The 22241-nt window shown below is 67.5% G+C and carries 17 protein-coding genes; 2 read left to right on the forward strand and 15 right to left on the reverse strand.

Annotated elements, in window-relative coordinates; translation table 11 throughout:
- The first annotated feature begins 61 nt into the window (after positions 1-61).
- Complete coding sequence (locus B7L05_RS05115) at positions 62-2536, forward strand: TonB-dependent receptor (protein WP_085809181.1); 2475 nt, start codon at positions 62-64, stop codon at positions 2534-2536.
- Between the two features lie 219 nt (positions 2537-2755).
- Here B7L05_RS05115 and B7L05_RS05120 read toward each other — a convergent pair whose 3' ends face one another.
- From B7L05_RS05120 to B7L05_RS05155, 8 genes are all read right to left on the reverse strand, one after another.
- Positions 2756-3796, reverse strand: coding sequence for a ferritin-like domain-containing protein (locus B7L05_RS05120; RefSeq protein ID WP_085809182.1), 1041 nt, complete (start codon positions 3794-3796; stop codon positions 2756-2758).
- Between the two features lie 11 nt (positions 3797-3807).
- Complete coding sequence (locus B7L05_RS05125) at positions 3808-4800, reverse strand: ferritin-like domain-containing protein (RefSeq protein WP_085809183.1); 993 nt, start codon at positions 4798-4800, stop codon at positions 3808-3810.
- Between the two features lie 335 nt (positions 4801-5135).
- Positions 5136-6398 (reverse strand): MFS transporter, encoded by a 1263-nt coding sequence (locus B7L05_RS05130; protein WP_085809185.1) that lies wholly within the window; start codon positions 6396-6398, stop codon positions 5136-5138.
- 35 nt (positions 6399-6433) lie between these two features.
- Positions 6434-7480, reverse strand: coding sequence for a LacI family DNA-binding transcriptional regulator (locus B7L05_RS05135; RefSeq protein WP_085809354.1), 1047 nt, complete (start codon positions 7478-7480; stop codon positions 6434-6436).
- Between the two features lie 48 nt (positions 7481-7528).
- Positions 7529-7945: a hypothetical protein gene (locus B7L05_RS05140; protein ID WP_085809187.1), complete on the reverse strand. Its 417-nt coding sequence runs from the start codon at positions 7943-7945 to the stop codon at positions 7529-7531.
- Positions 7945-9180 (reverse strand): molybdopterin-dependent oxidoreductase, encoded by a 1236-nt coding sequence (locus tag B7L05_RS05145; RefSeq protein WP_085809190.1) that lies wholly within the window; start codon positions 9178-9180, stop codon positions 7945-7947. Before B7L05_RS05145 ends, B7L05_RS05140 begins: the two co-directional genes overlap by 1 nt.
- A 76-nt stretch (positions 9181-9256) precedes the next feature.
- Entirely contained in the window at positions 9257-10036 is a 780-nt protein-coding gene (locus B7L05_RS05150) for a DeoR/GlpR family DNA-binding transcription regulator (RefSeq protein ID WP_085809191.1), read from the reverse strand.
- Positions 10036-11565 carry a glycerol-3-phosphate dehydrogenase gene (locus B7L05_RS05155; protein ID WP_085809192.1) on the reverse strand — a complete coding sequence of 510 codons (1530 nt, stop codon included), beginning with the start codon at positions 11563-11565 and terminating at the stop codon, positions 10036-10038. Before B7L05_RS05155 ends, B7L05_RS05150 begins: the two co-directional genes overlap by 1 nt.
- 113 nt (positions 11566-11678) lie before the next feature.
- On the opposite strand from B7L05_RS05155, the gene glpK reads away from it, so the two are divergent.
- A complete protein-coding gene (glpK, locus tag B7L05_RS05160; protein WP_144037146.1) occupies positions 11679-13175 on the forward strand; it encodes a glycerol kinase GlpK in 1497 nt (498 codons plus the stop codon).
- 6 nt (positions 13176-13181) lie between these two features.
- Here glpK and B7L05_RS05165 read toward each other — a convergent pair whose 3' ends face one another.
- From B7L05_RS05165 to B7L05_RS05195, 7 genes are all read right to left on the reverse strand, one after another.
- Positions 13182-13982: a triacylglycerol lipase gene (locus B7L05_RS05165; protein WP_085809194.1), complete on the reverse strand. Its 801-nt coding sequence runs from the start codon at positions 13980-13982 to the stop codon at positions 13182-13184.
- Positions 13983-14048: 66 nt separating this feature from the next.
- Positions 14049-14585 carry a GNAT family N-acetyltransferase gene (locus B7L05_RS05170; RefSeq protein ID WP_085809195.1) on the reverse strand — a complete coding sequence of 179 codons (537 nt, stop codon included), beginning with the start codon at positions 14583-14585 and terminating at the stop codon, positions 14049-14051.
- Entirely contained in the window at positions 14582-15652 is a 1071-nt protein-coding gene (locus tag B7L05_RS05175; protein WP_256926621.1) for an alpha/beta fold hydrolase, read from the reverse strand. Before B7L05_RS05175 ends, B7L05_RS05170 begins: the two co-directional genes overlap by 4 nt.
- 12 nt (positions 15653-15664) lie before the next feature.
- Positions 15665-16021 (reverse strand): poly(R)-hydroxyalkanoic acid synthase subunit PhaE, encoded by a 357-nt coding sequence (locus B7L05_RS05180; RefSeq protein ID WP_144037147.1) that lies wholly within the window; start codon positions 16019-16021, stop codon positions 15665-15667.
- A 37-nt stretch (positions 16022-16058) separates the two neighbouring features.
- Positions 16059-17513, reverse strand: a complete 1455-nt coding sequence (locus B7L05_RS05185; RefSeq protein WP_085809197.1) for an efflux transporter outer membrane subunit — start codon at positions 17511-17513, stop codon at positions 16059-16061.
- Entirely contained in the window at positions 17513-20689 is a 3177-nt protein-coding gene (locus B7L05_RS05190) for an efflux RND transporter permease subunit (protein ID WP_375601247.1), read from the reverse strand. Before B7L05_RS05190 ends, B7L05_RS05185 begins: the two co-directional genes overlap by 1 nt.
- A gap of 58 nt (positions 20690-20747) precedes the next feature.
- Positions 20748-21944, reverse strand: coding sequence for an efflux RND transporter periplasmic adaptor subunit (locus tag B7L05_RS05195; RefSeq protein WP_085809199.1), 1197 nt, complete (start codon positions 21942-21944; stop codon positions 20748-20750).
- Positions 21945-22241: the final 297 nt, after the last annotated feature.

Raw genomic sequence — 22241 nt, forward strand, 5'->3', positions numbered from 1 at the left:
CGGTGTTCAGTGGTTTGTGTTGTTCGAAGATTGGTTCAGGGTTCGGGGTTAGGAGAGGGAAATGACGGGTTTCAAATCGAAGGCGGTCTTGTTGACCGCCACGTGCGGTCTCGCGCTGTTCGCGCAGGTCGCCAGCGCTCAGGCCATGTCGCCCGAGGGGCAGACGGTCGAACCGGTCACCGAGAAGCAGCAGGATGCGCCCGCGCCGGGCGTTGCGGCTGAAGCACCAACGACCGAGGATGTCGGCAGCGGCGACATCGTCGTTACCGCGCAGAAGCGCAGCGAGCGTCTGCAGGACGTGCCGCTCGCCGTGTCGGTGATCGGCGGCGACGCGCTCACCGCCACCGGCGCGCCGGGGCTCGACGGCGCGGTCGCGCTCGTGCCCTCGCTCAACTTCCAGAAGTCGGGCACCACGCTCAACCAATCGCTGTTCCTGCGCGGTGTCGGCACCACCACCTTCTCGATCGCGGGCGAGCCGTCGGTGTCGTCGGTCGTCGACGGCGTCGTCTTCGCGCGCACCGGCGAGGCGTTCAGCGACCTCGTCGATATCGAGCGGATGGAAGTGCTGCGCGGCCCGCAGGGCACGCTGTTCGGCCGCAACGCCTCGGCCGGCGTCGTCAACATCGTCACCAAGCAGCCGACGCGCGATTTCGGCGGCTACGTCGAGGGCAGCTACTTCACCGGCGGTGACGAGGCACGCATCCGCGGCGCGCTCAACGTGCCGCTCGGCGAGAACCTCCTCTCGCGCTTCACCGGCTTCTACAGCCGCTATGACGGCAATATCCGCAACGACGCCTTCGGCGGGCGCCGCGTCAACGGCTACGAGCATTTCGGCGGCCGCGTGCAGCTCAAGTGGACGCCGAGCGACACGACGACGATCGCGCTGATCGGCGATTATCACAAGAACGACGACGATTGCTGCGCCGAGGTGATCGGCACCGGTCCGCTGACCGGCGCGGGCGTCGCCTTCACCAGCCCGATCTCGGGTGTGCTGCCGACGCCGCGCGGTGACGAAACGCGTCGCATCAACCAGAACCTCATCACCCGCACGAAGGAGGAGGGCTACGGCGCATCGCTGCAGATCGATACGGAGCTCGGCACGCAGACCGTCACCAGCATCACCGCCTATCGCGAATATAAGAACACCGAGATCCGCGACGGCGATTTCCTCGCCGCGCCGTATGCCGGCTTTACCCAGCTGCACGATCTCGGGCCGCAGACGGGCGATACCTTCAGCCAGGAGCTGCGCCTGACGTCGCCTTCGCGCCAGTTCGTGTCCTACGTCCTCGGCCTCTATTACTCGCGCGCCGAATCGGAGCGGACCTTCTCGCGCTCGGTGCTTAGCTGCAACGCGATCGTCGCCACGCCCAACGCGCTCGTGCCGTGCGGCAGCGCCAACGCCACGCCGACGACCAACCCGTTCGGCACTGCCACCTTCGGCTCGGTGTTCACCAACATGGCGGCGTTCGGCCAGTTCACGGTGAACTTCACCGATCGCTTCCGCTTCATCGGCGGCGCGCGCTACACCGCCGATCAGCTCGAGGTGTCGCACATCCGCCGCACCACGCTGGCCGGTCCGGGCGTCAACGCGAACTTCGACCAGGGCGTGTTCGATCGCTACAATCAGCTGCTCGCCGCCGGCGTCGCGCCTGGTGCGGCACAGACGCAGGCGGTGCTCGCCTCGAACGGCGTCGCGTGGCGCGGCAAGACGACCAACGACAATTGGTCGGGCAAGGCCTCGCTGCAGTTCGACATCAGCCGCGACATCGTCGCCTACGGCGGCTGGACGCGCGGCTACAAGGGCCCGGCGTTCAACGTCTTCTACAATCTGAATTCGAACGGCACCAACGTGATCGCGCCGGAAACCTCGGACAGCTACGAGGTCGGCCTCAAGAACACGCTGTTCGACGGTATGCTGACGCTCAACCTCGCGGCCTTCTACGCCAAGTACGACAATTTCCAGGCCAACAACCCGGATCTCGTCGCCGGCGTGGTGGTGACGCGCTTTACCAACGCGGGTGAAGTGTCGACGCGCGGCGTCGAGGCGGATCTGGTGCTGCGTCCGATCGACGATCTGTCGATCTCGGGCGGCATCGCGTACACCGATGCCAAGGTCGACCAGTTCTTCGTTGCGCCCGGCGCGGCGGCGACGGCGGTGATCCCGTCGGGCACCTCCTTGCCCTTCGCACCGAAGTGGAAGGGCTCGCTCGGCGTCGACTATCGCGTGCGCACCGGCGGCGCGTTCGACATCTATCTCGGCGCCAACGGCAACTATCAGTCGAAGCAGCTCGCGCTGTTTTCGCCCGATGCGGTGCAGCGCCGGCTCGGCACGATCGACGGCTACGGCCTCGTCAACCTGTCCGCCGGTGTGGGTGACCAGGACGATCGCTTCCGCCTGACCTTCCAGGTGCGCAACCTGTTCGACCAGAGCTACGCCGCGGCGATCCAGAACGGCGGCCCGGCCGGCTCGTACCGCTATCAGATCCCGCGCGACGCCGATCGCTACTACGGCGTCACCGGTCGCGTGAACTTCTGATCCATTCCCGCTCGGATCGGAAGCAGGAGGCCCCCGGAGCGATCCGGGGGCCTCTTTGTTGGCCCTGTCCAGTCGTCGGGGTGCAACCGGCTCGGGGGAAGGCGCGTGCAGCTAGGGCCTAACGGCGGCAGGCAGCCCTTCATCGAGCAACGCATGCTGGTCGCTGACGAATGGGGCCGTAGCGGCTTCGTCGCCACGGCCCCATTCAAGGTTCGCCGGTCAAGCGTTGGCGGCGCTCGTCCGGATCGTGCCGTTCACCCCGTTGGGGAAGAACCCGCCCGCCGCCACCGCGGCGCGGTTCTGGTACACGACGTTGAGCACCTGTGGCGCGGTGCGGCCAAGCACCAGCCCGCCGCTATCGGTCGGCACGAGGTTCGCCGTCGCCGCGTTGCCGATGTCCTGATCGGTATCGCTCGTCCCGTCCAGTGCATCGCGCGCATTGGAGATCTGCGTGATGCGACTGTAGATGCTCGGCACCGTCAGCCCGCGCCGCCACAGTTCGGACCGGATGACGCCGTCGTGGTAGCATTCGGTCGCGAGGATCCCCGCAGACGCTTCTAGGAACACCTTGTTGGTGATGAGCCGCGCGGAACCCCGATAAGCCGTGACGCCGACGTCGGTCAGGAGGTACGATCCGATCAGGAAGTTCTCGTCATTGGCATAAGGGTCGAAGATCTCGTTCGCCCCGATCACTCCCGCCGCACGCGCCGCGGCGGTGAAGGCACCCACGGCGGTGGCACTGCCTACCGTCACGCTCGCGCTGCCCGAGATGTTGAGCGCCGCCTGCGCCGACGCCGCACTACCCAGCGTGGTCCGCAGGAAGCCGATATGGCCAAGCTCGTCGACCGCGATCTCGCGCGCATATTCGCGCACCACGTTGTCGGTGAAGTTCACCGCACGCGCGGCGCCGTCGCCGCTGCCGGTGATCGCCGGGCCTTGCGTGCCCTGTCCGGACTGCAGATTGTCCGAGATACCGCGGCCCGAGACGGCGTAGGAATAATAATTGCCCTCCAGATACTCGAGCTGAAGTGCGAAGTTCAGCACGTCCACCTCGGTCACGGCGGGGGCGGGCCCCAGGGTCGGAGTGGGGGAGGGCACCGGGTCGGGGATCAGCGTGCTGTCCTCGTCGCACCCCGCGAGGAGGGCGAGGCCGCCCGTCATCGCCGCGGCTCCGCCGCACAGCCGGATGAAGCTTCGGCGTGCGCGACGCTGATGCTCGGCACGTTCCATCAGGTCGAGAAATTCGATCGTATCGGTCATGTCCCGCCTCCTCAGTTCGCGCCGGAGCGACGAAGCGCCGGATTGGGATTGTTGGTGCCGTTGGGGAAGAAGCCGCCCGACGTGGCCTGTGCGCGCGTCAGATAGGCGATGTTGTGCACCTGCTCCGCGGTTCGGCTGAAGACGATGCCATTGCCGTCGGTCGGCACGAAATTGGATGTCGTGCCGAACTGCGTCTGCACCGGCGAGATGCCCTGATCGTCGTCCGCCACGCGCTGCGGCGGGCCGGAGGCGGTGACCGTTCCGTCCAGCGTGTCGCGCGCGTCGGAAATCTTGTCCGCGTTGGTGCGCAGCGCGGGTATCGCGACGCCGCGCCGATACAGTGCGCCGCGGATGATCCCGGCGTGGAACGCTTCCGCCGCGAGCAGGCCGGCCGCCGCATCGACGATGTCGGGGTTGCTGAGCAGCGGCGATCCGCCCTTGTACGCGGTCACGCCGACATCCTCGAAGATATAGGCCGCGATGAGAAAGCTATCGTCGTTAGCATAGGGATCGAACACGCCGCCCGTTGCCGACAGGTCGATGCCCGCCGCGGTCGCCGCTGCGGTGAACACTGCCGGCGATAGGTCGATCGCCGGCTGCGACACCGCTGCGGTCGACAGCACGCGGCGCAGCGAGCCGACGTGCGCAACCTCGTCGCCCGCGATCTCGCGGGCATATTGGATCACCGCGGGATCGGTGAGGTTCGCCTTGCGCGCGCCGGAAACGGCGCCCTGCGTCTGCGTGCCCGTCAGTTGATCGGCGGGGAGGCCGGTGCCGTTGGCAGCGAAGCTGTAGAATTGCGCCTCGAGATATTCGAGGTTGAGCGCGAAGTTGAGGACGTCCGATTCGCTCGGCGCCGACTGCGCCAGCGCGGGGCTGGTCAGCGCGAGCCCGCCAACGCCCACAGCCGCCCCGGCAAGCGCCATGCGGAAGAAGTCTCGCCTCGGGGATCGCCGGTGGACGCTCGCGTCGAGCGCGTCCAACATCTTGTCGGTAGCGGGCATGGCAATGCTCTCCTCCCCGTGTAGACGGGGGACGGGCCCGCTGATCCATAAGCGGCCAGAGCAGCTACGCGCGGCACCGTGAAAAGCTGCACGCGACGACGGGCTAACTGGTTGATTCGTCTCAAAATTGTTAATCGGCGAGATGCTACGGGGTGCGGTGCCGGGCAATCATGTGCGCTTCTACCACCACCTCCCTACGACATAACCGACCGGCGCGTATTGGCGGTGCAGCTATTTCGAGCGAACGTGTTGGCAGCGGCGGACTCGCCGGCGCGACGTCGATGCCTGGGGAGACGCCTCGCGTGCCGCCGCCGCGCCCCGATCGGCCGGCCAGCTCAATGCCCGACAGGTGCCGCCTTCGCCACGCCCGGCTCCGCCACCACCAGGCGCGGTACCAGCAGGTGGATCAGCAGCAACGCGACGAGATACGATCCGCCACAGATTAGCAGCATCGGCGTGTAGCCGTGGCCATTGTCGAGCGACCAGCCGGCGAGCTCGATCATCCCCATGCCCGACAGGTTGCCCGCAAACGCGCCGATTCCGATCGCCGTGCCGATCATTCGCGACGGAAAGATGTCCGCGGTCATCGCGAACACGTTGGTCGAGAAGCCCTGGTGCGCGAACAGGCCGAGCCCGAGCAGCCCCGCCGCGACCCACGGATCGCCCGTCAGCAGCACCAGCGGCACCGGCAGGATCAGGCAGGCGTAGAGCAGCATCGATCCCTTACGCGCCCGGTTCACGTCCACCCCGCGCCGCAGCAGATACGTCGGCAGGATCCCGCCACTCAGGCTGCCGAGCGCGGCGAGAAAATAGATCATCGCGATCGGCACGCCCAAGCTGCCCTGGCTCATCCCGAACATGCGGTGGAACAGGTCGGGCATGAAGAACAGGAGGAACCACCACACCTGGTCGCTGAGCGCCTTGGCCGCGATCACTGCCCATTGCCGCCGGTCGCGCAGCAGCGCCGACCACGGCACCGATGCGCCACGATCGCCGTCCGCAGCGCTTGCCTCGCCCGGCGTCGCCGACGAGCGCGGCGTCACCAAGAGCCACGCGACGACCCACACCAGCCCGAGCCCGCCGGCGATCAGGAACGCCGCGCGCCAGCCGAGCGCCAGCGCGAGTGCCGGGATCGTCAGCGGCGCCACCACCGCGCCGAAGTTCGACGCCATGTTGCCGACGCCGAGCATCAGCGAGCGCTGCTCGGGCGGGAAATAGGTCGCGGCGGTCTTCACTTGCGCCGGCGTTCCGATCGATTCGGCCGCGCCCAGCGCGGCGCGCACCCCGACAAATCCGCCGACACTGCCGACGAACGCGTGCGCCATGCCCGCGAGGCTCCACGCGCCGACGCCGATCGCGAACCCGCGGCGCAGGCCAATGCGGTCGATGAACCAGCCGGTGCCGAGAAACGCGACCGCAGCGGAGAATTGGAAGGCGGAGGCCATGTGGCTGTAGTCGCGGTCGCTCCAGCCGAACTCGGTCTGCAGCATCGGTTTCAAAAGCGCGATGATCTGCCGATCGACGTAATTGAGCATGATCGCGGTGAAGGCCAGCGCCACGATCAACAACCGGCGCGTATTGCCGATGCCCTGAACCATCACCCTCTCCACCTACCCGTAAGACAACGGTGTCATCATTCGACCGCTTGCGCAACAGGCGGTGCGGCGGATGACGCGCGCGGCACCACCTCGTGCGCCAGCCTGCGTTGCGACGGCGTCCCGTCCGCAGGCGGCGCGAGCAGCAGATCGGTCGCCGCATCGGCGAGTGCGCGCACAGGCTGACGCACTGTGGTCAACGCCGGCCACACGATCGTCGCGGTCGGCCCGTCGTCGAACCCGGCAACGGAGAGCGCGTCGGGCACGCGCACGCCGCGGCGATGCGCGGCGGCGAGGACGCCCGCCGCCATGTCGTCGCTCGACGCGAAGATCGCGGTCGGCGGCTGCGGCAGCGAGAGCAGAACGTCCGCCGCCGCCTCGCCCGAGGCGACGTCGAACTGCCCCTGCCGGATGAGATCGAGATCGACCGCGACCGCCTCCTCGCCGAGCGCACGGATGTACCCCGCCAGCCGCTGCGCCGACGCGGCGAAGCTGCGATCACCGACGACGAAGCCGATCCGGCGATGTCCCAGATCGAGGAGATGCGTCGTCATGTCGAACGCCGCGCGCTCGTTGTCGATCAGCACCGCCGGCGCCTCGTCGATCCGTACGCCGGGCTGCAGCCGCACGAAGGGGATGCCGCGCCGCGCGAGCTCGCCCAGCACGCGCGCGTCGTCGCATGCCGGCGGCGCGAGCACGAGCCCATCGGGATGCGCCTGATCGAGCAGCGCGACGATATCCTCGAGCAGCGTTGGCGACGCACGATCATATGGCTGTGCGATCATGCGGATCTTGTCGCGCGTGCAGCGTTCGCGCACGCCGAGCTGGATCTCGTAGACGTACCACGGATTGGGATTGTCGCAGATCAGCGCGATCTGGTGTGATCGATGCCCGGCCAGCGCGCGCGCCGCCTGGCTCGGTTGGAACCCGATCTCGCGCATCACCTCTCGCACACGCTCGCGCTTGTCCGCGCTGACATATTGCTGATCGTTGATGACGCGCGAGACGGTCTTGATCGAAACGCCCGCGATCCGCGCGACGTCGCGGATCGTCGGGCGGATAGGGTCGGGCGCCGTGATGCTCATCGTCTGTCCCATAGGACAGACGCGCGCTTTGTCACGCCGCCAATCGGCTCATTTCGCCGGCGGCGCCGCGCCGCCCTGCAGCGCGGTGAAATAATCGACGATCGCCGGCACGTCGCCCGGCGCGATCGGCGCCTTGTACGTGTCGCGCATCTTCTCCACCGTGGCCTGCCATTGCGCGGCAGTCAGCTTCGGCTGCGCCAGCCCCATGCTCGCCGAATGGCACGACAGGCAGCGCTGGTTGACGAGATCTGCGTGCGGCCCGGGCGGATAGGTCGCGGCATCGTCGGGCAGCTCGATCGGGGTCGAGGTGAGCTCGAAGCCGTTGGCCGATACGGCTGGGGCGGGGGGGGCGGCCGATGATGCAGGCACAGGCGCGGTGTGGCTACCCCCACCGATCGCGACCAGCACGAACAGGCTGCCGGCGATCAGCAGCACGACGATGGCGGCAAGCGATGGCGCGCGCATCACGTCAGCCTCACGACAACGGGCTCGACGCAATTGCGCATATAGCCGCCCGGGTTCCAGTTCGCCTCCATCGGCTGTGTCTCTCCGCGTGTGTTGGTGCATCGCGCCATCACCTTGACGCGGCCCGGGCGCGGCACGCCTACCCGCGCGGTAAAGCGGCGGAAGCCGTAGCGGTCGTCCTCGCGGCCGAGCGTCGCCGGCTCCCACGTCCGCCCGCCCGTCGCTGATATGTCGACGCGCGCGACGCCCACGTCGCCGCCCATTGCGATCCCCTCGATCGGCAGGACGGGATCGTAGCCATAGGTCGCGCCGTCGGCGACGCTGGTGATCCACGATCGCGGGATCATGCGGTTGATCGGCGTGGTCGGAAAGTCCTTCGATCCCGGCGCCACGTTGGCGCGCGGCGCGGTGGGGATCTTGTATGCCTTCGCCATCCAATATCGTTCATCAGGCGCAGGAAGCACCTCGATCGTGTCGAGCGTCTTCATCCAGTATGTCGAGAACCAGCCGGGCACGACGAGGCGCACGGGGAAGCCGTTGAGCAGCGGCAGCTGCTCGCCGTTCATCGCGAACGCCAGCATCACCTCGCCGTCGCGCGCGTGATCGATGGCGAGCGCTTTCTCGAAATCGGGGGCGCCCGCGACCAGCGGCTTGTCCATCCCGCCGACGCGTACCGCGACGGCGCCAGGGCGCACGCCGGCGAGGTCGAGCACGTGACGCAGCGGCACACCCATCCATTTGGCGTTGCCCATCGCGCCGTGGCCCCATTGCGCGCCGGGCACGCGCGGCTCGAACAGCCCGCGTGAATTGCCCGAACACTGGTTCACCGCCGCCAGCTCGATCCGCGGCATGCGCAGCAGCTGCGCGAGCGGGATCGACAGCGGCCGCGAGACATGCCCGCCGACGCGGATGCGGTACGTCTCCACGTCGATGCTGGTCGGCAGATCACCCCAGTGCCAGCGCACGAAAAAACGGTCGTTCGGCGTGTAGAGCGACTGCTGAAACACCTCTATCGGCGTCTCGAGCAGCGCGGGCCGCGCGCGCTGCAGGATCATCGCGCCCTTCTGCGGAAAGTCGCTCGTCATCGTGCGCTTGGACGGTCCGCCGGGCAGCCGGAGGTCGACGTCGGCGCCAATCGCGCGTGCCGCGAGCATCGCCCCGCCGCCGGCCACGCCAGCGGCGAGCAGCCGGCGCCGCGTCAGCGTGCGCGCTACCTCAAAATCAAGCCGATCCATCACTCACCGCTCTCTCGTCCACCCGTCATTTGCGCTGCCCGCGTCTGCCGTCGCGACGTTACCGCCACCGCCCGGCTCACTCTCCCGCGACGTGTACCATCGTCACCTTCGCCGCGTCGCACGCGGCGCGCAGGTCGTCGTTCATATCGTCGCTGACGAGATAGTCGATGTCGCCCAGCCCGCCGATTCGCACAGGTGCCGGCCGGCCGAGCTTCGACGAATCGAGCGTCAGGATCACCTTGCGCGCCTGCGCGATGATCGTCTGAGACACCCGCACCTCGTCGACGTCGAAATCGAGGAAGGTGCCGTCGCTCTCGATCGCCGACGCGCCGATCAGCGCATAATCGACGCGGAAGCTGCGGATGAAGTCCATCGCCAGCGCACCGATCACCGCCCGGTCACCCGGCCGCACGCGCCCGCCCGCCGCGATCACCTCGATTCCGGGGCAGTCGGCCAGGATCTCGACGACGTTGAGGTTGTTGGTAATGACCATCAGCTCGCGATGCCCGGTCAGATGCCGCGCGATCGCCTCGGTGGTCGATCCGATGGTGAGGAACAGGCTCGATCCGTCGGGCACCAGCGCGGCCGCCGCGGCGCCAATCGCGTCCTTGGTCTCGGCGGCGACGAGCCGGCGCTCGGCGTAGCGCAGATTGCCGACGCCCGACGTAACCACCGCGCCGCCGTGGACACGCGACAGCATCGATCGCCTGGCGAGCACGTTCAGATCCTTACGGATCGTCTGCGGCGTCACCCCCAGCGTCTCGGCGAGCGTATCGACCGAGACGCTGCCGGTATGCCGCGCCGCCTCCAGGATCATCCGGTGGCGCGTCGCCACGACGTCGGCGGCCTGCTGCATCAGCCGGCGACGGCGACCGGCACCGGCGGCGATACCGCGAGATATTCGTCGAGCGCCTCAGCGGTGCCGGCAGGCGTATGCAGCCCCAGCTTGCTGCGTCGGTACAGAATATCCTCGGCCGATCGCGCCCACTCGTGAGCGACGAGGTAATCGACCTCCGCCTGATACAGGTCGCCGCCGAAGTTCTGGCCCAAATCACTCACCGTCTGCGCCGCACCGAGCAAACGATCGGTACGCGTGCCATAGGCGCGCGCCAGCCGGCGCAACAGCGCGGGGGGCAGGGCGGGGCGCTTGGTGACCAAATCCGCAAGGAAGCGATCGAAATCGGCGTCGGGCATGTCGCCGCCGGGCAGCACCGCGCCCGCCGTCCACGCCCCGCTCGCCTGCGGGAAGAAACGCGCGAGTTCCTTCATCGCATGCTCGGCGAGCTTGCGATACGTCGTGATCTTGCCGCCGAAGATGCTCAGCATGGGCGCGCGATTGTCGCCTGCGTCGAGATCGAGCACATAGTCGCGCGTGACCGCGGATGCGTTGGACGATTTGTCGTCGTACAGCGGGCGGATCCCGGCATAGGTCCAGCGGATGTCGCGCTCCGCGACCTTCGTGTCGAAATAGCGCCCGATCGTCTCGAGCAGATACGCCGTCTCGCCCGCGCTGATCGCCGCCTTGCCCGGCTTCTCGCTCCAAACCTCGTCGGTTGTGCCGACCAGCGTATACTCGCCCTCATAGGGGATCGCGAAGACGATGCGGCGGTCGGGGTTCTGCAGCATAAAGGCGTGTGCGCCCTCGTACAGCTTAGGCACGACGATGTGGCTGCCCTTGACCAGCTTCACGCCGCGATCGGTCCGCGCGTCGGGCACGCGGCCGAGCACGTCGGCGACCCATGGCCCGGCGGCGTTGACGAGCACCTTTGCGTGCACCTCGCGCCGCCCCTCGGGCCCCTTCAGAGTCCCCTTCCAGCCCCCATCGATGCGCTGCGCATCCACCAGTCGCGTCCGCGTTTCGATCGCCGCGCCACGCGCTGCGGCATCGATCGCGTTGAGCACAACCAGCCGGCTGTCCTCCACCCAGCAGTCCGAATAGATGAACGCCTTGCCCGCACGCGGGTCGAGCCCCGCGCCGACCGGCGACTGCGCGAGGTCCACCGTACGCGTGCCGGGCAGCTTTTCGCGCCCGCCGAGGTGATCGTACAGGAACAGCCCGAGCCGCACCATCCACGCCGGGCGCGGCGACTGGTTCTGCGGCAGCACGAATTCGAGCGGCCAAATGATGTGCGGCGCCATATTCAGCAGCCGCTCGCGCTCGATCAGCGCCTCGCGCACCAGCCGGAACTCGCCATACTCAAGGTAGCGCAGCCCGCCGTGGATCAGCTTGGTCGATGCTGACGAGGTATGGCTGGCCAGATCGTCCTGCTCGACCAACAGGACGCTGAGCCCGCGCCCCGCTGCGTCGCGCGCGATCCCCGCCCCGTTGATCCCACCGCCGACGATCAAAAGGTCGACCGCGTCCGCCGCCGTGCCCGTCACCATGCCGATATCTCCACCATCCCCGCTCCATACCCCCGAAGCAGGCCAAACGAAAGGGTGTTGACGTTCGAGCGAAACAGGACAAGGCTCATTCGAACGTTCGTTTGGAGAGAGACGTGGGCGCGCATATTCTGGTGATCGATCAGGGGACCACCTCGACGCGCAGCGTGCTGTTCGACGATCAGGCGCGCCGCGTCGCCATCGGCCAAGTCGAATTTCCACAGCATTATCCGGCGCATGGCTGGGTCGAGCACGACGTCGAGGACATCTGGCGTGACACGCTGGCGACCGCGCGCGAGGCGATCGCGAAGAGCGGCGTCGCGGTGGCGGACGTGGGCGCGATCGGCATCACCAACCAGCGCGAGACGGCGGTGGTATGGGACCGCGAGACCGGCGAGGCGATTCACCGCGCGATCGTGTGGCAGGATCGACGCGGCGCAGCGCATTGCGCGCGGTTGCGCGCCGATGGGGCCGAGGCGCTGATCCGCGCGCGCACCGGGCTGCTGATTGATCCGTATTTCTCCGCGACCAAAATCGCCTGGATCCTCGACAATGTCGCCGGCGCCCGTGCGCGCGCCGAGCGCGGCGAGCTCGCCTTCGGGACGATCGACAGCTTCCTCCTATGGCGCCTAACCGGCGGCAAGGTCCATGCGACCGACGTCACCAACGCCAGCCGGACGATGCTGTTCGACATCCATCGCGGCACGTGGGACGAGGAACTGTGCCGGCTGATCGGCGTCCCCTCCGCAATGCTGCCGGCGGTGCACGACAATGCCCACGTCTACGGCACTACCGACTCCGCGCTGTTCGGCGCGGCAATCCCGATTGCGGGGATTGCGGGCGATCAGCAGGCCGCACTGTTCGGCCAAGCCTGCTTCGAGCGGGGCAGTGCCAAGTCGACCTACGGAACCGGCTGCTTCATGCTGCTCAACACCGGCGCGCACGCGGTCGAATCGAAGCACCGCCTGCTCACCACCCCGGCGTACCGGCTCGGCGGTGAGACGACCTACGCGCTCGAGGGATCGATCTTCGTCGCGGGCGCGGCGGTGAAGTGGCTGCGCGACGGGATCGGCATCATCACTCATGCCAGCCAGACCAACGACATGGCGACCAAGGTCGAGAACAGCCACGGCGTCTACATGGTGCCCGCGTTCGTCGGGCTTGGCGCGCCGCATTGGGACCCGGACGCGCGCGGCTCGATCCACGGACTGACGCTCGATACCACGGCCGCGCATCTCGCGCGCGCCGCGCTCGAGGCGGTTGCCTATCAGACGCTCGATCTCGCCGAGGCGATGGCCGCGGACGGCGGCAGCCGGCCAAAGATCCTGCGCGTCGACGGCGGGATGGCGGCGAACGACTGGCTCTGCCAGTTTCTCGCCGATCTCACCGATACCGCAGTAGAGCGCCCGCTCGATCTCGAGACGACGGCGCGCGGCGCGGCGTTCCATGCGGGGCTGGCCACCGGCTTGTGGTCGGGGCTCGACGCGCTGGCTGGGCTATGGGCACGCGAGCAGTGTTTTGAGCCGGTGATGACCGCCGAGGCCCGCGCACCGCTCGTCGCCGGATGGCACGACGCGGTGCGACGGACGCTCAGCGATCGGGCGGCCGGCTAGCGTGCGTCAGGCGTGCCCGGCCGACGGGTAGAACATCGCGCGTACCAGCCCGTGGCGGTTGAACGGCTTCCAATCGTCCTCGGGCTGTGCGAGCCGATCGGCGACGGCGTAGAGCACCGCCGGGTTGACGCCGAGGCCGCAGTGGCTGCCGTGCACCTCGATATTGTCACTGTTGCTGGCGAACGGCTCGACGCAATTCTGCCACGCGACGATGCCGTCCTCGCGGCTCCAGATCGCGGTCGACGGAACGGGGGGCGGCGTCGCGCTTTCGCGCAGTTGCTCGCGCGTGTGATTGTCGTCGATCCGCTGACCGGTGAGCAGTTCATACGCGCGCCACACATTGGTCGCGCGCGGCGTGCCGGTGAACGGTGAGCCGAGCGAGATCACCTGCCGCACCGCTTCGGGTACGCGGCGGCTGATCATGCGCGCCATGACGCCGCCGAGGCTCCAGCCGACGAGGCTGACCTTCTTGCCGGTAAGTTCGTGCACGGCGTTGAGGCGATCGACCAGCTTCTCGCCCTGCAACCCAACCGCGCGGGGCCCGAGATTGCGGCCGAGGTCCCAGGTATGCGCGTCATAACCCATGCGCGTCAGGTAGCGGCGCAGGACAGCGGTCGAGCGGTCGGTGGTGGTAAAGCCAGGCAGGACAAGCACCGGATGGCCGTCGCCACGCGGCGCGGTGGCGAGAAGCGGTGCAGCCCACGGCAGCGAGCCGAACTCGGCCAGCGCGCGCGGCAATTCGGTGAGGGCGAGGACCGCCGACGGCGGTTTGACGTCGGTCGAGGTCGATGCGGCAGCAGATGCCAAATATATTCTCCCGGGATTTCCCACGTCGAACGCGCGGGCGCTTATTAAGTTCGATCATGCCGCCGATCAGGAATCGAAACCATAGGCACGATGCTGTGCGGCGCTGCGTGAAAGATCATAGGACAGGATCACGAGATCATGAGGCTGACCGGCACGATCGCGCACCTGATCCTTCAACAATGCTTCGCCGCGGAAGCCGAGGCTTTCGAAGAGTGCGATCGCGCCGGTCTGGTCGGGCGTCATCGCCGCCGTCAGTTTTGCGAGACCTCGCTCGGCGGCGATGCGTAATATCGCTTCGAGCAGATCACGCCCCAAACCCTGGCCGCGGCGCTGCGCGGAGACGAGCAGGCGAACCTCGCCGACGTGCGCGGACCAGCCGAGCGGATCGCGGACCAGCGCGGCGGAGCCGATGATCGCGCCGTCATCCTCCGCAACGAGGCTGTCGATCCACTCCTCCGCGATCGCGCCGAGCCACGCAGCGATGACGCGCGGGTGCTTCAGGTCACGCCCCAGGAAAAGGAGGTCGTGATCTGGTAGCGCGTCGGCGAAGCCGAGCATCGCCTCGCGATCGGCGATGCGGAAACGGCGAATACGATGCGTCATGTCGATCTTTCGGCAAGCCATGCGGCGAGCGCGGGCCACATGCGCTTGACCGCATTGGGGCCGGCGACGAGGCTGACGTGCCCGCCCTTGAGGACGATCTCGCTCTTGTCCGTGGCGCCGATCATGCCGAGTAGCGGCTGAGATGCGGCGCGCGGCACGATATGATCGTGCTCGGCGGCGAGGTGGAGGAACGGTACGTCAATCCGCGACAGATTGACGCGGCGCCCGCCGACGTCAAGCGTGCCGTGCATCAGCGCATTATCCCACATCAGCCGCTTGGTCGTCTGGCGGAAATACTCGCCGGCCAACGGCAACGTATCGGTGTTCCAGCGTTCGAACATGCGGAACGACTTGACGTATTCGTCGTCCCACAGATTGTCGAACAGCCGCACGTTGCCCGCCGCGCGCGCGCCGGGGCGCAGCATGTCGAACGACGAATAGAGCATCTCGCCCGGCACGTTGCCGAACGTATCGACCAGGCGATCGACATCGAAGAAGCGCCGATCGGACCACGCCTGGAACATCTCCATCTGCGTGAAGTCGACGGGCGTGGTGAACGTGGCGAGGTTGGCGAGCGGCCCATCTGCGTTGAGCGCGGCGTAGATCAGCGACAGGACGCCGCCGAAGCAATAGCCCACGACGCTGACGTCGGGTTCGCCCGTCTCCTCGGTGATCCGCTCGATCGCGCGGGGCAGGAAGCCGAGCGTATAGCTCTCCAGCGTCAGTGATTTCTCGTGCGGGCGCGGCGGCTCCCACTCGAGCATGAAGACGTCGAACCCGGCGCGCAGCAGGAATTCGACCATGCTCTGCCCGGGCACCATATCGAAGATGAAGCCGCGATTGGTCGTCGCCATCACCAGCAGCACGGGCACGCGATAGACGTCGTCGACGAGCGGGCGATAGTGGTTCAGCCGCATCGTGCCGTGCTCGATCAGCACGTCCTTCGGCGTGGCGCCGACGACGGGGGCGGGCGAGGTGAAGTATTCGAGCCCCTTGATGTTGCGCGCCATCAGCCGCTCGAATTCGCGGGCGGCGATGCCGATCGGATCCTCAGCGGTGTCGGGCAAGGGCGCGCGCGATCATTTCTGCGGCGCGACGGGCGGCTTGCGCCCGCGGGTCGGCCGTGGCTTGTCGGGATCGGACCGGGAAGTGCCGAGCTGGGCCTCGATCCGCGCGAGCGACGCCTCGATCGCCGCGATCCGCCCCGCCATTGCGTCGAAATCGCTGCGCGTCGGCAGATTGGCCGCGGCTAGCGCCTTCTCGGTCATTTGCTGCATGTTGGCCTGCATCGTCGCGGTGGCGGCGGTGGCAGCGCCCATCGAGCGGCTGAATTCCTCCGATCGCATCGCCTCGCCGCCGAGGCTGTTCACTGTCTTTTCCCACTGGCCCAGCATGTCGCGGAAAAAGGCTGCCGGATCGGGCGGGGTTCTCTCCATGACGGGCAAGCTTTCACGCCCGCCCGCGCCCGTCAAGTCATTGCTGCGGCGATTGCTGCGCGGAAAGCGCGGGCGCGCCGGCGGCGGTGTCTATCTGCGAATCGCCACCGAGGGTGCGGTACAGTGTGACGAGATTGGTCGCGCGGATCAGCCGCGTCTGCACCACCTGCTGCTGCGCGGCGTAGAGCGAGCGCTGCGCGTCGAGGCTGGATAGGAAGGTGTCGATCCCGCCACGATAGCGCGCCTCCGTCAGCCGGTAGGTATCGGCGGCGGCGGCGGCGAAGCGTTCGTTCGCGGCGAGTTCGTCCGTGATCGTGCCGCGCCGGGCGAGCGCGTCCGCCACCTCGCGGAACGCGGTCTGGATCGTGCCTTCATATTGCGCCAGCGCCGCGCGCTGCAGCGCATTGGCCTGCTCGACCCCCGCGCGGCCGGCGCCGGCACGGAAGATCGGGTAGTTGGCAGTCGCCGACGCGGATTTGGTCAGCGCATCGCCCGAGATCAGCGAGCCGAGCGCCTGGCTGGCGAAGCTGAACAACCCCGTGAGCGAGATCGTCGGGAAGAGCGCCGCGCGCGCGGCGCCGATCTCGGCGTTGGTCGCGCGCAGTTCGTATTCGGATTGCACCACGTCGGGGCGGCGCAGGAGGATGCGGCTGTCGAGCCCGGCGGGCAGTTCGGCAACTGTCCGCGATGCTTCCTCGATCGAGGCGGGGAGCAGCGCGGGATCGACCGGGGCGCCGACGAGCAGTTGCAGCGCGTTGACGTCCTGCGCCAGCGCGGTGCGCTGGCTGGCGATATTGCCCTCGGCGGTGGCGAGGATCTGTTCGGCCTGCCGCAGATCGGTGCGCGGCGCGACGCCGCCAGTCACGCGCGCGCGGGTGAGCGTGACCGAGCGACGTGCGATTGCGGCGGTATCCTCGGCAAGCTTCAACAGCGTACGGTCGGCGGCGTAGGTGAGCCACGCGCCCGCGACGTCGCCGGTCAGCGTCAGCCGCGTCGCGCGGGCGGCGGCCTCCTGCGAGAAATAGCGGTTGAGCGCGGCGTCGCTGAGCGAACGGACGCGGCCGAACAGGTCGAGCTCGAATGCGTTCACGCCGACGCTGGCGGAATAGGTCGTGCCGCCGACCGCGAAATTGCCGCCCGCCGCGCCGCGTCCGATGTCGCGCCGGTTGACCCCGCCGCTGGCGTCGATCTGCGGGAACAATTCGGCGCGCTGGATGCGATATTGCGCACGCGCGGCGGCGATGTTGGCGACGCTGGCGCGCAGATCGCGATTGTTGGCGAGCGCCTGGTCGATGATCCGTTGCAACCGCGTGTCGCGAAATACGTCGCGATAGCTGACGCTGGGCAGTGCGGCTTCACTCTGCCGTAGATAGGCATCGCCGACCGGCCAGGAGGGCGGGACGGGGAAGGCGGGCTGGACGTATTTCGGCGCCATGCTGCACGCGCCGAGCGCCAGCGTGCCGGCAAGCAGGATCGGGCGAAGCGCACGCATCACGATTGCTCCAGCGTCGGGGGTGCGTTGGGCGGCTCACGATTCTCGACCGGCGGGTGGTGACCCGGCTCGCGCCCGCGCAGCTTCGCCATGCCGTCGCGGAAGCCGCGGCGGACGAGGACGAAGAACAGCGGGATGTAGAAGACCGCCAGTACCGTCGCGGTCAGCATCCCGCCGATCACCGCGGTGCCGATCGCGATGCGGCTGTTCGCGCCCGCGCCGGTCGAGATCGCGAGTGGCAGCACGCCGAAGATGAAGGCGAGGCTGGTCATCAAAATCGGGCGGAGCCGGATGCGCGCGGCGGTAAGCGCGGCATCGATGACGCGCGCGCCCTTCTTCTCCTCCTGCTCGGCGAACTCGATCATTAGGATCGCGTTCTTCGCCGCGAGGCCCATCGTCGTCAGCAGACCGATCTGAAGATAGACGTCGTTGGTCAGCCCGCGCAGCGTGACGAACAGGATCGCCCCGATCAGCCCGGTCGGGATGACGAGCAGCACCGCGAGCGGGATCGACCAGCTCTCGTAAAGCGCGGCGAGGCACAGGAAGACGACGATGATCGACAGGCCGTAGAGCAGCGGCGCCTGCCCCGACGACAGCCGTTCCTGATAGGAGATGCCGGCCCAGGCGATGCTTGTGCCTGGGATCTGCCGGGCAAGCTCCTCGATCCGATCCATCGCATCGCCCGAGCTGCCGCCCGCGCTCTGCCCCTGGAATTCGAACGATTCGATGCCGTTGAAGCGCGACACGGTGGTCGGTGCCTGCGACCAGGCGGTCGTGGCGAAGCTCGAGAAGGGCGCCATCTGGCCATTCGAGCCCCGGACGAACCATTGGTAGAGATCGTCCGGCTCGGCACGATACGGCGCGTCGCCCTGGACGTAGACGCGCTTCACGCGGCCGCGATCGACGAAGTCGTTGACGTAGCGCCCGCCCCAGGCGGTCGAAAGCGTCGAGTTGACATCGGTCTGCGAGACGCCGAGCGCCGCGATCCGTTGCGGATCGGTCTTCACCTGCAGCGTTCCGATGTCGGGCAGTTCGGACAGGCGCACCCCGGTCAGCTGCGCATCGCCGTTGGCCAGCCCGAGCAGCTTGTCGCGTGCGGCGGCGAACTCCTGCTTGCTGAGGCCGCCGGTGTTCTGCAGCTCCATCGTGAAGCCTTCCGACTGGCCGAGCCCGCGGATCGCCGGCGGAACGAGTGCGAACACCTGCCCGTCGCGGAGCGCGCGAAAGGCGCCGGCGGCACGCGCGACGATCGCGTCGGCGGTATTTTCCTTGCCCTTGCGCTCCGCCCAGTCGGTCAGCGCGATGAAGCCCTGGCCGGTGTTCTGTCCCGACGCACCGCCGCCGCCGCCGCCCGCGACGGTGAACATCACCTTGACGTTCTTATTCTCGTACTTGCGGAAATATTCCTCGATCTGGCGCTGGACCTGCGTCGTGCGCCCTTGCGTCGCGCCGGCCGGCAGGCGGAACTGGACGATTGCGCCGCCCTGATCCTCGGTCGGCAGGAAGCCCGTCGGCAGGCGGAGGAACAGCACCGCGAGCAGGCCGACGACGCCGAGATAGATGACCAGGAACAGCCACTTGCGATCGATCACGCGCTTCACGGCGTTGACGTAGCGCTCGGTACCGCGTTCGAAGCTGGTGTTGAACCAGTCGCGCGTACCGTGCACCTTCTGCGCCACGCGCGGGAAGCGGCGCTCGGCCCAGCCGCCCTGCTGTTGCTCCTTGTCGTGCCGCTGCTTGAGCAGATGCGCGGTGAGCGCGGGCGAGAGGATGATGGCGACGGCGACCGAAAGGATCATTGCCGAGATGATCGTCAGCGAGAACTGGCGATAGATGACGCCCGTTGAGCCGCCGAAGAACGCCATTGGCAGGAACACCGCCGACAGGACCAGCGCGATCGCGACGAGCGCGACGGTGATCTCGTTCATCGATTCGATCGTCGCCTCGCGCGGCGTCATGTCCGGATTCTCTTCGAGCAGGCGCTCGACGTTCTCGACCACGACGATCGCATCGTCGACGAGCAGGCCGATCGCGAGCACCAGGCCGAACAGCGTCAGCGTGTTGATCGAGAAGCCGGCGACGTAGAACACGGCAAAGGTGCCGAGCAGTACGACCGGGACTGCGATCGTCGGGATCAGCGTCGCGCGCCAGCTCTGCAGGAAGACGAACATGACGATGACGACGAGGATCACCGCTTCGATCAGCGTCTTCACCACTTCTTCGATCGACAGCTTGATGAAGTCGGTCGAGTCGCTCGAATAGGCGACCTTCATGTTGGGCGGATAGGTCTTGGCGACCCGCGCGATCTCGGCCTTGACGAGTTCGGCTGTCTCAAGCGCGTCGGCGCCGGGAGCCAACAATACTGCGATGCCAGCGCCGGGGTGGCCATTGATCCGGCTCACCGCATTGTAATTTTCCGAGCCGAGCTCGACCCGCCCGACGTCACCGACCCGCACCGTCGCGCCCGACGGCAACGTCTTGAGGATGATCTCGCGGAACTGCTGCGGTGTCGCGAGGCGCGATTGCGCAGTGACCGTGGCGTTGAGCATCTGTTCAGACGGCATTGGCTGGCCGCCGAGCTCGCCCGCAGCGACTTCGGTATTCTGCGTCTGAATTGCGGTGATGACGTCGTTCGGGATCAGCTGAAAGCTCGCGAGCTTGGCCGGATCGAGCCAGATCCGCATGGCATATTGCGAACCGAAGACGTTGGTATCGCCGACGCCTTTGGTGCGGCCGAGCGGATCCTGCAGCGTCGAGACCATCAGGTCGGACACGTCGCGGTTCGTCATCTTGTCGGTCGTGTCGTACACGCCGGCGATCAGCAGGAAGTCCGGGTTTGACTTGCGGACGACGACGCCTTGCTGCTGCACCTGCGTCGGCAGGCGGGTGAGCGCCTGCTGAATCTGGTTCTGCACTTGGACCTGCGCGATGTCGGGATCGGTGCCCTTCTCGAACGTCGCGGTGATCGAGACCGATCCGCGCGAGGTGGATGAGGACGCGAAGTAGAGCAGCCCGTCGATCCCGGTCAGCTGCTGTTCCAAAATTTGGGTGACCGAATTCTCGATCGTCTCGGCGTTCGCGCCGGGATAGGTTGCGCGGATCGATACCTGCGGCGGGGCGACGTCGGGATATTGCGCGATCGGCAGCGCGAGGATCGCGCCGACGCCCGCCATCATCACGATGATCGCGAGCACCCAGGCGAAGATGGGCCGGTCGATGAAAATGCGTGACACGTCAGCCCTTGCCCTTGGCCTTCTGCTGCTGCTCGAGCTGTTCGGGCGACGGCGGTTTGGGTTGTTGCGGCGTGCCGGCGGGCACCGCCTTGATCTCGGCGCCCGGCCGCAGCGTGCCGATGCCCTGCGTAATCACCTTCTCGCCGGCGCGCAGCCCACCGGTGACGACCCAGTTCTGCCGTTCGGCGCGATCGGCCTTCACCGTGCGCTGCACGGCCTTGTTGCCGCTGACGATCCACACGGTGGCATTGCCCTGCGGATCGCGCGATACGGCGGCTTGGGGGACGAGGATGGCGTTGGCGGTGATCGCCTGCGCGAAGACCGCGCGCACGAACATGCCGGGTAGCAGCAGCCCCTGCGGATTGGGGAAGCGGGCGCGCAGCGTGACCGTGCCCGTCTGCTGATCAACGACGACTTCCGCGAATTCGACCGTGCCGGTCTGGCCATAATCGCTGCCGTCCTCCAGCTTCAGCCGCACCGTGGCGTTGGCGGGAAGGACGCCGCCCGTCGCCAGCGCGCGGCGCAGCTGCAGGATCGAGGCGGCGGACTGCTGGATGTCGACGTAGATCGGATCAAGCTGCTGGATCGTCGTCAGCGGATCGGTCTGGCTGGTGGTGACCAGCGCGCCGACGGTGAATAGCGATCGGCCGATCCGGCCGGTGATCGGCGCGGGCACGGTGGTGAAGCGCAGGTTGATCTGCGCGGTTTCAAGCTGCGCGCGGTTCTGCGCGATCGTCGCCTCGGCCTGCCGCTGCGTCGCGACGGCATCGGTATAGTCCTGCTTGCTCACTGCCTCGATCGCAGCGAGCGGGCGGAAGCGGTCCGCCCGAATGCGCGCGGCCTCCGCGGTGGCGCGCGCACTTGCGACGTTGGCGGACGCCTCGTTGGCGGCGGCGCGATAGAGGCTGGGATCGATCTGGTAGAGCGGCTGGCCCTGGCGGACGATCGTGCCTTCGGTGAAGAAGCGCCGCTGGATCACGCCCGTGACCTGCGGGCGGACCTCCGAGCTACGATAGGCAAAGGTACGACCGGCAAGTTCGGTGATGAGCGGCACCTGCGTGGGCCGCGTCACAACATAACCGACCTGCACCGGCCCGCCGCCGCGGCCCTTCTCCTGCGCCTTCTCCGACCCGCCGCTGCACGCCGCGAGCGCCAGCGCGCCGAGCGCGGCCAGCTTCCGTCCGTCGATCACCTGCATCAGTCTGCTATGCGTCCGCGAGCCGCTTTGCCGCAACCGATCTTCATCGAAGGAAAACCAAAGGGACGCATCGATGATCGGTCTCCGAACGGGAGGGTAAGCGCATCGGGGCCGCAAGACCGCGAAATACGTTGAAGCGTAACCACATTCGTGCGGCACGGCCACCCCGCATGCGGCAGGACGACTGCCCCAAGCAAACAAGCCCAAGCGAGCGAAACCCTTTCGACATCCATACGTTGCATAGTTTGCGCGTAGATCAGTAATTTGACGACGCGCGGGTCAAAAGGGGCATTTGGT

The organism is Sphingomonas sp. TZW2008, assembly GCF_002117915.1.
GTDB lineage: Bacteria > Pseudomonadota > Alphaproteobacteria > Sphingomonadales > Sphingomonadaceae > Sphingomonas.